A 13,444-nucleotide genomic window follows, 5' to 3' on the forward strand; every position below is an offset into this window, starting at 1 on the left:
AACACCAAAGCCGCCGCCTCCCGACGATACTCCGGCGTATAGCTCTTCCGCTTCCTCATGACGACAACCTCCCGCAGGTCACCACGACCCGCCATCTCAGGTGTCAACAACAGAAGGGTAAGCCCACCGTCCGGAAGCTCGACGCGCGGGAGGTTGCGCACGTCAGCTCGCCCGCTCCGACGGGGCGGCGGGATCGATGCCACACCGCCCACGGGGATGATGCGCACAACCTCTCGATGGTGGCGAGTGAGGGAGTAGGCCTCACCCGATTCGACGTCACGGAGCATCCGTGTGGGGTTCTGGCGAATTTCCCCGATGGAGATGGTCTTCATACAGCCAGCCTAGAGCGCGGCGAAATATTGTCTTCGATTATCTAGGCGGGCAGTTCAAAAGGCTGCTGCGACAGATAACGCACCGGCTTCCCGTGCTGCTGGGCGTACGCGATCTCGCTGCGGGTGGATTCGCCGATGTAGCCGTCCACGTCCAGCACGTACACCCAGTCCGCCAGGTCGATCTTGCGCTTGTGCAACTCACCCAGCGCGATCTTCGCCGCCGAACCCTGTGAGACGCCCTCCCCATCCGCTCCGTGGGTGGGCACCCCGATGCTGAGCACGATCTGCCCGGCCAGGGTCAGCGCGTAGTTCGCCTGCGCGAAGGCGTCCCGGAAGCGGCTCGAGCCGCACAGGCACACGATCGGGGGTCGCTCCGGCGCGTGCTCGAGAGCCGTGCGCAGCCACTGCGAGGTGGGCTCGCCCGCGAGGTCCGTGAGGTCAGGGCGTATCCAGCGAGCATCGCGCAGCTCGTAGGAAAGGTGCGCGTCCGCGCTCGCCGCAGTGCCGGTGAGCACGGTGACCGTGTCACGCTTCCCGGAGGCGGAGCTGACCTTCGTGGTGAGGACGGTGAGGGTGCTGGTGACCTCCAGGCCCAGCTCCTCGCGCACCTCACGCCGCGCCGCGTCCTGGGCGCTCTCACGCCGCGGCCGGTACCCGCCGCCCGGCAGGGTCCAGCGCTCGGGATCCGCGTAGGAGTGGCGCACCGCGAGCACACGGCCCGAGCGGTCGGGGTGGCGCAGCAGCACTTGCACCCCGAAGGTCCGCGGTCGGCGCACCCGCCACCAGAGGCGCTGCAGCTGGTGGCCGGCGCGCAGGAGGCAGGGGAGCAGGGGTGATCGGTTGGGCATGGCGCGAGACTCAGTGCAGGGATGCATCCGCTGGGCCCGTGCGCCAGGCGGTGAAGCGCACCTCGAGCCCCGCGCGGGTGGGCGCGCACAGGAACGGCCCGGTCTCTGCCACGGCCTCCGGATCCAGCGGTGTCACCCGCACGAACTGCCACGGCTCGCCCACCGGGGCTGCGCGCACGATGAGGGCATCTCCCGTGCGGCTCACCCGCACCGTCACCTCGCGGCCCGCCCAGTCATCGACCGGGGCCACCGACCAGTCCGAACGCCCCGCGGTCACGACCGCACCCAGCTGCAGCACCCCGTCGGAGCGCTCGAGGCCCGCCTTCACCCAGGTCTCTGCATCCACGCGCACGAACACCCCGGCCTGATCGAACTGCTTGGGCAGGTCCCCGCGGAAGGACACCTCCACGGCCTCACCCTCGGCCAGGGGCGCCAGCAGCGCATGCTCGGTGTCGTGGATGAAGCCGTAGCTCGTCACCCGCCAGGCGTCCGAGCCTTCCACGGCCGTGACCAGCAGGTCCTCACCGTCGGTGCGCGCTGCGGCCGGAGGGGTGGTCCAGCGGCCGTCAGCCCAGGGGCGCGGGGTGCTGTGCGGGGTCGTCATCCCGTCACGGTAGCTGCTGGATTCCACGGAAGGGACTCCAGCGACCGGCCGCGTGCACTATGCAGGCGGCCGGTCAGGAGAGTGCCGTTCGTGGAATCTCCATCCTGTCCGTGGACGCGGACCAGCGGAGGGAATCGACCGCTGAGCGGCACGGTGCGTGCACTATGCAGGGCGCGTGTCGCTGAGAGGTCAATTTCCTCCGCTCGCGGTCCAGGGCTCAGGCGTGGCGCGAGGCACGGCCTGTGCCGCGCTGGCCCTGGCCCGACTGACCCTGGTTCTGCCCCGCCCCACCCCCGGCAACCCCTGGCCCGTCCTTGTCCGCCGTCAACCGGCCGCGCATAGTGGACCTATGAGCGAGACGACGCAGACTCCCGGCCCTGAGATCCTCCCCATCCCCGCAGGGCTCGCCGAGCGTGCCGCCCTGATCGGCGGCACCGAGGGCAGCCTCAGCCACCAGGAGATCCACGACTTCGTCTCCGCGCAGCTGGACGACCAGGACCTCGACGGCAAGAGCGTGTGCCTGATCATTCCCGACGGCACCCGCAACGTGCCCCTGCCGCTCGTGCTCCCTGCGATCCACGAAGCCCTCGCCGGCCGCGCCGCCTCCGTCACCGTGCTCATCGCACTCGGCACCCACGCCGCGATGAGCGAGGAGGCGATCGACCAGCTGCTGGGCGCCACCGAGCGCGGCGCCGCCGCGACCTACCCCGGCTGGGAGGTCGTCAATCACGCCTGGGATGACCCGTCCGCGATCGCCGACCTCGGCGAGATCCCCGCTGAGCGCATCGCCGAGCTCACCGGCAATCTGCTCACCGACCAGCCCATGCGCGTGCAGATCAACCGCCTGTGCGTCGAATCGGACGTCAACCTCATCGTCGGCCCGGTCTTCCCGCATGAGGTGGTGGGCTTCTCCGGCGGCAACAAGTACTTCTTCCCCGGCTGCTCCGTCCACGACGTCATCGACATCTCGCACTGGGTGGGGGCGCTCATCACCGCCAGCCGCATCATCGGCACCCTCGGCATCACCCCCGTGCGCCAGCTCATCGACGCCGCGAGCGACCTCATCGACAACCAGAAGCTGTGCTTCACCATGGACGTCACCGAGGGCGGGAAGGGCCTGGGCGCCGTCGCGTTCGGCGACCCGCAGGCCGCCTGGGCTGCGATGGCGAAGATCTCCGCCCAGACCCACATCACCTATGTGGACAAGCCCTACCGGCGGATCGTCGCCCTGGTCCCGGAGATGTACGACGACCTGTGGACCGGCGCGAAGGGCTTCTACAAGTCCGAGCCGGTGTGCGCCGACGGCGGCGACGTCATCATCTACGCCCCGCACATCACCGAGGTCGCTGCCATGCACCCGGGGCTGCGCGAGATCGGCTACCACACCATCGAGTACTTCACGAAGCAGTGGGACCGCTTCGAGCAGCATCCCTGGGGCGAGCTCGCCCACTCCACGCACGTGACGGGCCTGGGCACCTACGATCCCGCCACCGGTGAGGAGCTTCCGCGCGTGAACCGCTATGTCGCCTCCTCCATCCCGCGGGAGGTCTGCGAGGAGTACAACCTGCTGTACATGGACCCCGAGAGCCTGGACATCGAGGCGCTGCGCGAGGACCCCGACACCCTGGTGATCGACCACGCCGGTGAGGTGCTGTTCCGCCTCGCGAGCGAGAAGCAGGACCAGTGACCGCCCGACCCGCCCCGACCGACACCGCCCACCCCACCGTCGCTGAGCAGCTCGCGGGCATCTCCCGCCTGGGCGTCGCCTACTCCGGCGGCGTGGACTCCGCGGTGCTCGTCGCGCTCGCCGTGCGTGAGCTCGGCGCCGAGAACGTGGTGCCGCTGCTGGGGATCTCGCCCTCGCTCGCCCGCCGGGAGCGCCGTCTCGCCCATGAGGTCGCCGCCGTGATCGGCGTCGAGGTCGTGGAGATCGAAACCCATGAGGGCGAGAACCCCGACTACCGCAAAAACGACGCCGCCCGCTGCTTCCACTGCAAGGACGAGCTGTTCACCCGCATCGACGAGGAGATCATCGCCCAGCATTGCCTGGACGCGGTCGCCTACGGCGAGAACGCCGACGATGCCCAGCGCCACGACCGGCCCGGCGCCGGTGCCGCCACCCGCCACCAGGTCCTGCGGCCACTCGCGAGGGCCGGGATGACCAAGGCCGATGTGCGCGCGGCCGCCCGCGAGCTCGGCCTGCCCGTGGCCGACAAGCCCGCTGCCCCGTGCCTGGCCTCCCGCGTCCCCTTCGGCGAGCCCGTCACCCCCGAGAAGCTGCGGCAGATCGATGAGCTGGAGGACGCGGTGTTCGCCGCCGGATTCAGCGACTGCCGGGTCCGTCACCACGGCAGCATCGCCCGTCTTGAGCTCCCGAGCGACGAGCTGCCCCGCGCCCTCGAGCCGGAGTTGCGTGAACAGCTGCTGCGTGCCGGGAAGCAGGCCGGTTTCGCCCACGTCACCGTGGACCTCGACGGCATCCGCTCGGGCCTGTTCCACCTGCAGGTGGTGGGGCGTGGCTGAGCCCGGCCACCACCCGGACCTCGGCCGGATCGACGGCCTGGCGGACCTGGACCTGGACCGCGGGGCCCGCCGCGGCGCCCCTGAGGCTGTGCTGTGCGACGCCAAGAGCGTCGAGCAGGTGGCACGCATCGCCGCTGAATACGCCCGGTGCGACCCGGCTGACGTCGGCCCCATCCTGTTCACCCGCGCCGATGCCGAGCGGGCCGCTGCCATCCGTGCTGCCCTGCCTGCCGCCCACCATGATCCCGCCGCGCGCCTGCTCGCTTGGCCCGCAGAGGCCCCGGAGCCGAGCGGGGGCCTGGTGATCGTGGCCTGCGCTGGCACGAGCGATCTGCCCGCGGCGCGCGAAGCCGAGCTCACCGCCCGCTACCTGGGCCGTCCCACCCGTCTGATCGCCGACATCGGCATCGCGGGGCTGCACCGGCTTGAGCGTCGCCTGCCCGAGCTGCGCGAGGCCGCCTGCGTGGTCGTCGCCGCCGGGATGGATGGCGCCCTGCCCACGGTGATCGCCGGGCAGATCAGCGCCCCGGTGGTCGCGCTGCCCACCTCCGTCGGCTACGGCGTCGCGAGCGGCGGTGTCACCGCCGCGCTCACGATGCTCTCCGCCTGCGCCCCCGGCATCGGGGTGGTCAATATCGACAACGGCTACGGCGCCGGGCATCTGGCCGCCCAGATTGCCCGTTGGGCGCCGACGAGCGAGGGCTCACACCGCGGTTGAGACTCACCGGGCCCCCCGCCTACTATCGCCGATAGTAATCACCGGATGGGGGATGGACGGAGCATGGCAGCGGGCAAGCGCGAGCAGACCCAGAACCTCGGCGACGGCAGCAGCGCCTGGCTGGTCCCCGTCGCGATCATCGCCGTGGTCGCACTGCTGATCGGGGTGGTGATCTGGCTGAACGCCGGGGCCGACGGGGACGATCCCGCCGCCGCGGAGACCGCCGCCACTGAGCCTGCGGCGGTTGAGCACCCCGACTCCGTGGCCACCCCCGACCTCAGCTCCGAAGAGGCCCGCGACCCCGATGACCTACTGGCCGTCGGCCCCGTGGACGCCCCCGTGGGCATGGTCGTGTTCAGCGACTTCCAGTGCCAGTACTGCGCGCGCTGGTCCCACGAAACCCTGCCGGTGCTCATGGAGTACGTGGATCGCGGTGATCTGCGCATCGAGTTCCGGGACGTGAACATCTACGGCGATGACTCCGAGCGCGCCGCCAAGGCCCTGCTCGCCGCCGCCCAGCAGGACGCCTTCCTCGAGTACCACGAGGCGCTGTTCCCCGAGGGGGAGATCCGCTCCAGCGGCGAGCTGTCCGAGGATGCCCTGGTCGCCTCCGCGAAGGAGCTCGGCCTGGATGTCGAGCAGTTCCGCACCGACCTCACCTCCGATCAGACCGCCGAGGTCATCGCCGCCAATGCGCAGCAGGGCTGGGACCTGGGCACCATGTCCACGCCCGCGTTCATCATCGGCGGCACCCCCACCATCGGCGCGCAGCCCACCGCGGAGTTCACCCGGATGGTCGACGAGAAGCTCGCGGCGGCGGAGGGCTGAGATGGAGGTCGGCCTGCTGACCGCCTTCTTGGGCGGCGCCCTGTCCCTGCTGAGCCCCTGCGGGGCGCTGCTGCTGCCCGGATTCTTCGCCTCCACCGTCACCTCGCGCGCCCGCCTGCTGCCGCACGCCGCCATGTTCTACCTGGGCCTGCTGGTCACCCTCGTGCCGCTCGGCGTGGGGGCCGGGATCCTCGGCGCCCTGTTCATGCAGCACCGCAGCACCGTCGTGGTGATCACCGCGATCGTGCTGATCGCCCTGGGCATCGCCCACGCCCTCGGCTTCGGCATGGACCTCTCGCGCGCCGTGCCCGGCATGGACCGCGCCCGCCAGGCCTCCTCCCGTCGGGCCCCCGGCATGATCCGCACCTTCCTGCTGGGCGCCGTGGGCGGCGTGGCCGGGTTCTGCGCCGGGCCCATCCTCGGGGCGGTCCTCACCCTCGCCGCCGGGCAGGGCAGCGTGCCGCTGGCGGCGGTGCTGCTGGCCGTCTACGGCGCCGGGATGGTGGTGCCGCTCATGGTTCTCGCGGCCCTCTGGGAGCAGCTGGGCGAGAAGGGCCGACGGGTCCTGCGCGGGCGCACCGTGACCGTCGGCCCCCTCACCCTGCACACCACGAACCTGCTGACCGGCGCGCTGATCATCGGTGTCGGCATCCTCTTCTGGGCCACCAACGGCCTGGTCACCATGCCCTCCCTGGTGCCCACCGCACTGCTGTCCCGCTGGCAGGCCGGCACCGGCGCACTCGACCACCCGGCCGTGCAGATCGCCGTGATCCTGCTGCTGGGGGCGATTGCACTGGCAGCCTGGTGGCGCCACCGATCCGGAGCCCGCCGATGACCCCGTACCGCACGCCCCATCGGACCGGAGCCCCGGCTCTGCGCCCGATGCCGCGCCGGGCCCTCCTGGCGCTGCTGCCCATGGGTGCGCTCGCCGCCTGCACCGGCGATGACGAGGAGCCCGCGCCGCAGGAGCCGGGCGGTGCGGAGCTCTCGAGCCCGCCCGCGGACCTCGCCCCGGACCCGGTGGAGGTCCACGAGCGCGCCGAGGTGGTGGACTTCTCCACCCTCAGCGTTCCGCTCGAGATGGAGCCGATGATCGTGGTGGACCCCGGCTGGAGCGCCACCCCGCTCTGCCTGGGCGGGCACCTGCTGGGATACGCGAACGCCGAGGATCGCCTGCAGTTCACCGCGGTGAAGCAGGACGGCACCGTGCTGTGGACGGCCGAGCGCCCCCTGGGCTGCACCGCGGCGGCGCTCACTCGGGACGGCGACCGCCCCGTGGCGGTGCTCGCCTCCGTGGATGAGAGCACCGACGGGGAGCTGATCAGCGTCCTTGCCGGCTACGACGTGCGCACCGGCGCCCAGCTGTGGACCGGCGTGGCCGGGGCCGTGACCGGGCCGGGCCTGGTGATCGGCGAGCCCGGCTCCCGCGCGGTGCTCGACGCCGGCTCGGGATCGCGGCGCCTGGCCGAAGAGGACCTCGACGGCGGGCGGATCCTCGCCGAGCACGCCGGGACCATCCTGCACACCGCAGGTCAGGAGCTCGTGGCACTCGGCCCCGATGACGCTGAGCTGTGGCGGATCGACCTACCGGGCGGCCTCGAAGCGGCCGCCGCATGGGTACCGTGCGAGATCGACTCCGCGACCGGCTGGGCCGTGGTGACCGACGACGACGCGGCCGGCACCGTGGTGGACTTGGCCGACGGCACGATCCGCGCCGAGAAGGCCGATGCGGTGGCCCGCGACCATGTCATGGAGGTGACGGTCGTCGCCGCCGGGCCGCTCGTGCGGGGCCTGGACGCGGAGGGCGAGGAGCTGTGGCGCCACCAGGACCCCGAGCCGCTGGCCTTCCTCACCGCCGGGGAGCGCCTGGTCTACGCCGTGCGGCCGCAGGAGGGCACGCTCGTGGTGCTGGACAGCAAACAGGGCACCATGGTCCACCCCTACGACGTGGACAAGGACGCGCCGCTCGCGGTGCCCGAGCTGTTCACCGCGGACTCCGCCGCCGCCATCCGGGTGGATGACGAGGCGCGCTACCTGGTCACCACCGAGTTCGACCCGGACTTCGGGACCCGCTGAGGGGTTTTGGGGTCTGCTGAGAGGTTCCGGGACTCGCTGAGAGGTGGGGAGTGGGCCGACGAGGCGCGGACTCGCTCAGCTCGTGGCTCAGCGTGTGCCCCAGCGCGCGGCCCCGCTCACCGCTCGGCGCGCGACTCCGCTCACGGCTCGTCTCGCGGCTCGTCCTCGTCGCTCAGGCACTCGCGCAGCAGCGCCAGATCCTCCCGATCCATACGGCGCAGCAGCCGCGTGAACACCTTGCGGTGATCCGGGGAGTCCACGAGCGCCTGCTCCATGGCCCGCGCCGCATACTCGCAGCGCGTGTACTGCGCCGAATGCAGGGCGCTGCGCCCCTCATGCCGATTCAGCGTCAGGCCCTTGCGCTCCAGGTTCGCCAGCACCGTTGCGATCGTCGTATAGGCGTGATGGCCGCCGAGCGCCGCGATGAGGTCCCGCACCGTGAGGTCATCACGATCCCACAGCACCTCCATCACCTGCCGTTCAAGGGCGCCGAGCGGCACATGGACCGGAGTCTGCGTGGTGCTCATACCGAGACCTCCTGCCGGGCGCTCTTGCCGGTCATCGCCGGCGATCTGCGTCGCTGGCCTGCACGGGCGGTATGCGCCGCCAGCTTCTGTCGACTATTGAGCATAGTCGAGCAGTGGGGGAGGTGTCAGCGCCGACCGTGACCTGGGGGATAGGATCCTCGCCGTCATCCCGCGCAGGAGGAGAGCTGTGACCATGTGGCTGCTGCTGCTCGGAGCGATCCTCACGGAGGCCGCGGCGACCCTGTCATTGCGCGGAGCGCTGGACCACCCGGGGCTGTATGTCGTCGTCGTCGCCGGGTATCTCGCCTCCTATGGGCTGCTCGTGCAGGTGCTGCGCCGCGGAATGGGCCTGGGGGTCGCCTATGGCATCTGGGGCGCCTGCGGCGTGGTGCTCACCGCAGTGCTGTCCGCGCTGCTGTTCGGCGAGATGTTCACAGCCCTGAAGATCACGGGGATCGTGCTGGTCGCGGCCGGGGTGGTGCTCGTCGAGCTCGGGGCCGTGCGCGCTGCTCCCCAGGCGGCACCGGTGCCAGCTGCCGTCCCGGCGAGCGCAGGTCCGGCGGCCCCGGGGCATACCGCCCCGCGTCGCACCCGGGAGCGCGACGCATGAGCGCCTGGCTGCTGCTGCTCGGCGCAGTCCTCGCCGAGGTCATCGGCACTCTGTCGCTGCGGGCCGCCGCCCACGGCGCCCGCCGCTGGTACGTCGTGGTCGCGGGCGGCTACGTCGTCGCGTTCGTCCTGCTGTCCGGGGCCCTCGCCGCGGGGATGCCCCTCGGCGTGGCCTACGGGATCTGGACCGCTCTCGGGATCACCCTGACCGCTCTGGCCTCCCGCGTCCTGTTTCGAGAGCCTCTCACTCCGCTCATGCTCAGCGGGATGGGACTGATCGCGGTGGGGGTGCTGCTGATCGAGATCGGCGGCAGCGTCTGAGACGCCGCCGGAGAAAGAGCGGTACTGCCTGAAGATCACCGGCGCGGCCTGAGAGATGGTTGCCACAGGTTGCCGTTAGAGTGTGACCCTATCGGTGCGCGCAGGAGCGCCCGCCGACCAGTTGGCCGCCACCGCCGGGAGGAGACCCGATGAGCCGTAAGCGCGTGACGATCTATGACGTCGCCACGCAGGCAGGTGTCGCTCCCTCCACGGTCTCTCGCGCTTTCTCCCGCCCCGGCCGCGTCAGCGCCGCCACCCACGCCAAGGTCATGGCTGCGGCCAAGGTCCTCGGGTACCGCACCGACGCGCCCCCGTCCCAAGAGCGCACCCACCGCCACCACCGCCTCGGCATCGAGGTCGCCGACCTCACCAATCCCTACTTCGCCGAACTGGTCTCCGGCATGCAGGAGGCCGCCCACGAGCTCGAATACCTGCTGCTGCTGCTGGACACCGTGGAGGATGAGGCGCGCGAGCGCACGAGCCTCGAAAGCGCCGTGAACGTCGTGGACGGCCTCGTGCTCTCTGGCACCCGACTGTCCGACGCCGCCCTGAACCACCTGACCAAACGCATCCCCGTCGTGGTCATGAACCGGCGGGTGGCCGGACTGGACTCCGTCACCCCGGACTTCGAGCACGGCATGTCCCAAGCCATCGCCCACCTCGACGAGAACGGGCTGCGGACCATCACCTATGTGGCCGGCCCCGTGAACTCCTGGTCCGACGGGGAGCGGTGGCGCGCCGCTCGCGACGCCGCCCGCCATCACGGCCTGCCCATCCAGCGCCACGGCCCCTTCGCCCCCACCATCGCCGGCGGTGAGCAGGCCTTCGAGGAGCTGCGAGACACCCTCCCGCATGCCGTGATCTGCTACAACGACCTCATCGCCTTCGGGTTCCTGGTCGCCGCGCTGCGCGTCGGGATCCGCGTGCCCGGGCAGCTGTCGGTCATAGGGCACGACGACATCCAGCTCGCCCGCCTGATCGGCGGAGGGCTGACCACCATCGTCAGCCCCAAGCGCGCCCAGGGCCGCGCCGCCGTGGAGCGTTTGGTGCGCCGCATCGAGAACCCGTCGGCCCACCGCACCCCCGTGGAGGGGTCCCTGCCGGTGCGCCTCATGCCGCGCGGCACCACCGGCCCGCGCGAAGATGCCCGGTAGTCCGGGGTCGTCTCGGATAGTTCGGGACGCCGCGGAAACGCGGCAATTGCGGGCAACCAGCCCTGCGCGCGAGCCCGCATTGCGAGGATGGGCCCCATGAGCAACGACGCCTTCACTCCGCATCCCGATCGACTGCTGCCCGCCGATCCCGCTGTGCGGGACATCGCGCGCGGCCTCTACCAGCTGCAGAAGGACCAGCCGATCGTCTCCCCGCACGGCCACGTGGATCCGCGGCTGCTGCTGGACGATGAGCCGTTCCGTGACCCCACCTCGCTGTTCATCACCCCCGACCACTACGTCAACCGCCTCATGCACGCCCGCGGCGTGGACCTCGCAGACCTCGGCGTGGGACAGGCGCCTCTGGACGATCAGGCCTCCCGCCGTGCCTGGCATCTGCTGGCCGAGCACTGGCACGCCTACGCCGGCACCCCCTCGCGCTACTGGATGGAGCACGAGTTCGCCGAGGTGTTCGGGCTGACGACCGTGCTCAGTCCCCGCACCGCCGATGCGATGTACGACGCGATCGCCGAGCAGCTCGCCCAGCCCGAGTTCCGGCCCCGCGCCCTGTTCGATCGCTTCGGCATCGAGGTGCTCGCCACCACCGATGACCCGGTGGATGACCTGGCCCCGCATGATGCGCTGGCCGCCGATGACTCCTTCACCGGCCGCGTCATCCCCACGTTCCGGCCCGACCGCTACCTCGAGCCCGCCCGCGCCGATTTCCGTGAGCTGACCGATGCGCTCGGCGAGGCCGCCGACGTGGACACCAGCACCTATGACGGCCACCTCGAGGCCATGTGCGTGCGCCGCCTGTACTTCCGCGACCACGGCGCCGTCTCCTCCGACCACTCCCACCTCGACCCCGGCACACAGCGGCTGGACCTCGAGGACGCCCGGCGCCTCTACGCGAGCGCACGCAGCGGACAGATCGCTGAGACCGACGCGGTCGCGCTGCGCCGCCACCTGCTGGCCGACCAGGCGCGCCTGGCCGCCGAGGACGGCCTGGTCATGACGCTGCACCCGGCGGTCTCCCGCAACCACAGCGACGCCATGCTCGAGCAGTTCGGCGCCGACATCGGCTTCGACATCCCCGTCGCCGTGGACTACGTGAACCACCTCCGGCCGGTCCTGAACGACGTCGGCCATGCGGAGAACTTCCGCCTGGTCCTGTTCACGATCGACGAGACCGTCCTGTCCCGCGAGGTCGCGCCGCTGGCCGGGGTGTACCCCTCGGTGTTCGCCGGTGCCCCCTGGTGGTTCATCGATGCGCCCGATGCAATCCTGCGCTACCGCCGAGCCGTCTCCGAGACCATCGGCTACACCCGCACCAGCGGCTTCATTGACGACACTCGCGCGTTCTGCTCCATCCCCGCGCGGCACGACATGGCCCGCCGCCTGGACGCCCACCATCTCGCGGGGCTGGTCGCCGAGCATCGCATCCGCCTCGAGGATGCCGAGCAGCTCGCCGCCACCCTGCCCGTCCAGCAGCCGCGCGAGGTGTTCCGCCTCGACGCCGTGACGACGAAGGAGAAGGCCTGATGAACGCCCCCGCCCCGTCCGATGAGGGCCGCCTGGTCCACCTGGGCATCGGCAACTTCGCCCGCGCCCACACCCTCGCCGCGACCGCCGCGGCTGGCGGCTGGTCCGTCGTCGCCTTCACCGGCCGCTCCGCCCGCATGGCCGATCTGCTGAACGCCCAGGACGGGCGCTATGGGCTGATCGTGCGCGGCGCCGAGGGGGATGAGGTCTCGCTGATCGACGTGATCGACGAGGTCCACCCCGCGGGCGACATCGACACCCTCGTGGCCCTGCTCGCCGACCCCTTCACGGCCGTGGTCACTCTGACCATCACCGAGAAGGGCTACGCCGCCGGCTCCGACCCGGAGAGCTCTGCCCCCGCGCGCATTGCGCTCGGGCTGAAGGCGCGCCGTGAAGCCGGGGTGGAGGAGCCGATCGCCCTGGTCAGCTGCGACAACCTGACGGGCAATGGGCAGGTGCTGCGCGAGGCCGTGCTCGCTGCCTGCGATGAGCCCACCCGCGCCTGGTTCGACGAGCACGTCGACGTCATCTCCACCATGGTGGACCGCATCACCCCGAGCGCCGATGACGCGGCCGCCGAGGTGGTGCGCGAGCAGACCGGTTTCGTCGACGCTGCGCCGGTGGTCACCGAGCCGTTCACCGAGTGGGTCATCGAGGACCGTTTCCGCGGCCGCCGCCCCGCCTGGGAGAAGGCCGGGGCGCAGCTGACCGACGACGTCGAGGTCCATGAGCTGCGCAAGCTGCGGCTGCTCAACGGCGCCCACAGCCTCATGGCCTACGCCGGGCAGGTGGCGGGCGTGGAGCGCGTCGACGAAGCGATCGCCCATCGTGAGGTGCGCGCCCTGGTAGAGCGGCTGTGGGATGAGGCCCGCCAGACCCTGCCACTGCCGACCGCGGAGCTCGATGCCTACACCGCGGCGCTTGAGGAGCGGTTCCGCAACCCGCGGCTGGCTGATCAGCTGATTCGCATCGCCGCTGATGGGTCGGCGAAGCTGCCGGTGCGGGCACTGCCCGTGATCGCCGAGCTCGGTGGGCCGGAGCAGTCGCCGGGGGAGACCGCCGCCGTGGCCGCGTGGACCAGCTGGGTCACGCAGCGGGCGCGCGACGGCCATGAGATCGCCGACCCGCAGGGCGAAGCGATCGCTGCCGCCGCGGGGCGCGAGGAGGACCGCGAGCGCGTGGTGGCGCTGCTGGACCTCCTGGGCGTTGCGTCCGACGACCCCCTGGTGGACGCCGTCCTCGCCGAGGAGCCGCGCCTGCCGCGAGGGTGAGGAGGCGCCTGCCGCCCTCAACCTGATGCGCGTTTTCGGGTGCTGCGTGCCAGTTTTGGTACGCAGCACCCGAAAACGTGCGGGGGTGGGCGTG

15 protein-coding genes are annotated in these 13,444 nt (G+C 71.3%); 11 read left to right on the forward strand and 4 right to left on the reverse strand.

What is annotated here, in order from left to right:
* From MU407_RS09790 to MU407_RS09800, 3 genes are all read right to left on the reverse strand, one after another.
* The coding region (locus tag MU407_RS09790) for a type II toxin-antitoxin system Phd/YefM family antitoxin (protein WP_246956996.1) at window positions 1–332 on the reverse strand (332 nt) is incomplete at its 3' end.
* A 41-nt stretch (window positions 333–373) separates the two neighbouring features.
* On the reverse strand, window positions 374–1,180 hold the full coding sequence (locus tag MU407_RS09795) for an NUDIX hydrolase (protein ID WP_246956998.1): 807 nt from the start codon (window positions 1,178–1,180) through the stop codon (window positions 374–376).
* Between the two features lie 10 nt (window positions 1,181–1,190).
* Complete coding sequence (locus MU407_RS09800; RefSeq protein WP_246957000.1) at window positions 1,191–1,784, reverse strand: DUF1349 domain-containing protein; 594 nt, start codon at window positions 1,782–1,784, stop codon at window positions 1,191–1,193.
* A gap of 349 nt (window positions 1,785–2,133) precedes the next feature.
* On the opposite strand from MU407_RS09800, the gene MU407_RS09805 reads away from it, so the two are divergent.
* From MU407_RS09805 to MU407_RS09830, 6 genes are all read left to right on the forward strand, one after another.
* Window positions 2,134–3,471 carry a lactate racemase domain-containing protein gene (locus tag MU407_RS09805; protein ID WP_246957003.1) on the forward strand — a complete coding sequence of 446 codons (1,338 nt, stop codon included), beginning with the start codon at window positions 2,134–2,136 and terminating at the stop codon, window positions 3,469–3,471.
* Window positions 3,468–4,307: an ATP-dependent sacrificial sulfur transferase LarE gene (gene larE / locus MU407_RS09810; protein WP_246957006.1), complete on the forward strand. Its 840-nt coding sequence runs from the start codon at window positions 3,468–3,470 to the stop codon at window positions 4,305–4,307. The genes MU407_RS09805 and larE overlap by 4 nt, the downstream gene beginning before the upstream one ends.
* Complete coding sequence (gene larB, locus MU407_RS09815; protein WP_246957010.1) at window positions 4,300–5,025, forward strand: nickel pincer cofactor biosynthesis protein LarB; 726 nt, start codon at window positions 4,300–4,302, stop codon at window positions 5,023–5,025. The genes larE and larB overlap by 8 nt, the downstream gene beginning before the upstream one ends.
* A 63-nt stretch (window positions 5,026–5,088) precedes the next feature.
* A complete protein-coding gene (locus tag MU407_RS09820) occupies window positions 5,089–5,853 on the forward strand; it encodes a thioredoxin domain-containing protein (RefSeq protein ID WP_102235640.1) in 765 nt (254 codons plus the stop codon).
* 1 nt (window position 5,854) lies between these two features.
* Window positions 5,855–6,688 carry a cytochrome c biogenesis CcdA family protein gene (locus MU407_RS09825; RefSeq protein WP_246957013.1) on the forward strand — a complete coding sequence of 278 codons (834 nt, stop codon included), beginning with the start codon at window positions 5,855–5,857 and terminating at the stop codon, window positions 6,686–6,688.
* Entirely contained in the window at window positions 6,685–7,929 is a 1,245-nt protein-coding gene (locus MU407_RS09830; RefSeq protein WP_246957016.1) for a PQQ-like beta-propeller repeat protein, read from the forward strand. Before MU407_RS09825 ends, MU407_RS09830 begins: the two co-directional genes overlap by 4 nt.
* Window positions 7,930–8,069: 140 nt before the next feature.
* On the opposite strand, the gene MU407_RS09835 is transcribed toward MU407_RS09830, so the two are convergent.
* Window positions 8,070–8,456: a BlaI/MecI/CopY family transcriptional regulator gene (locus MU407_RS09835; RefSeq protein WP_246957020.1), complete on the reverse strand. Its 387-nt coding sequence runs from the start codon at window positions 8,454–8,456 to the stop codon at window positions 8,070–8,072.
* 193 nt (window positions 8,457–8,649) lie between these two features.
* Between MU407_RS09835 and MU407_RS09840 the strand changes: the two genes are divergently transcribed.
* From MU407_RS09840 to MU407_RS09860, 5 genes are all read left to right on the forward strand, one after another.
* Window positions 8,650–9,066 carry an SMR family transporter gene (locus MU407_RS09840; RefSeq protein WP_281507836.1) on the forward strand — a complete coding sequence of 139 codons (417 nt, stop codon included), beginning with the start codon at window positions 8,650–8,652 and terminating at the stop codon, window positions 9,064–9,066.
* Entirely contained in the window at window positions 9,063–9,386 is a 324-nt protein-coding gene (locus tag MU407_RS09845) for an SMR family transporter (protein ID WP_246957026.1), read from the forward strand. The genes MU407_RS09840 and MU407_RS09845 overlap by 4 nt, the downstream gene beginning before the upstream one ends.
* A gap of 149 nt (window positions 9,387–9,535) precedes the next feature.
* Window positions 9,536–10,540: a LacI family DNA-binding transcriptional regulator gene (locus MU407_RS09850; RefSeq protein ID WP_102235646.1), complete on the forward strand. Its 1,005-nt coding sequence runs from the start codon at window positions 9,536–9,538 to the stop codon at window positions 10,538–10,540.
* A gap of 96 nt (window positions 10,541–10,636) precedes the next feature.
* Window positions 10,637–12,079 (forward strand): glucuronate isomerase, encoded by a 1,443-nt coding sequence (gene uxaC / locus MU407_RS09855; protein WP_246957030.1) that lies wholly within the window; start codon window positions 10,637–10,639, stop codon window positions 12,077–12,079.
* Entirely contained in the window at window positions 12,079–13,350 is a 1,272-nt protein-coding gene (locus MU407_RS09860) for a mannitol dehydrogenase family protein (RefSeq protein WP_246957032.1), read from the forward strand. The genes uxaC and MU407_RS09860 overlap by 1 nt, the downstream gene beginning before the upstream one ends.
* Window positions 13,351–13,444: the final 94 nt, after the last annotated feature.

The organism is Brachybacterium sp. Marseille-Q7125 (assembly GCF_023062615.1).
Taxonomy (GTDB): domain Bacteria; phylum Actinomycetota; class Actinomycetes; order Actinomycetales; family Dermabacteraceae; genus Brachybacterium.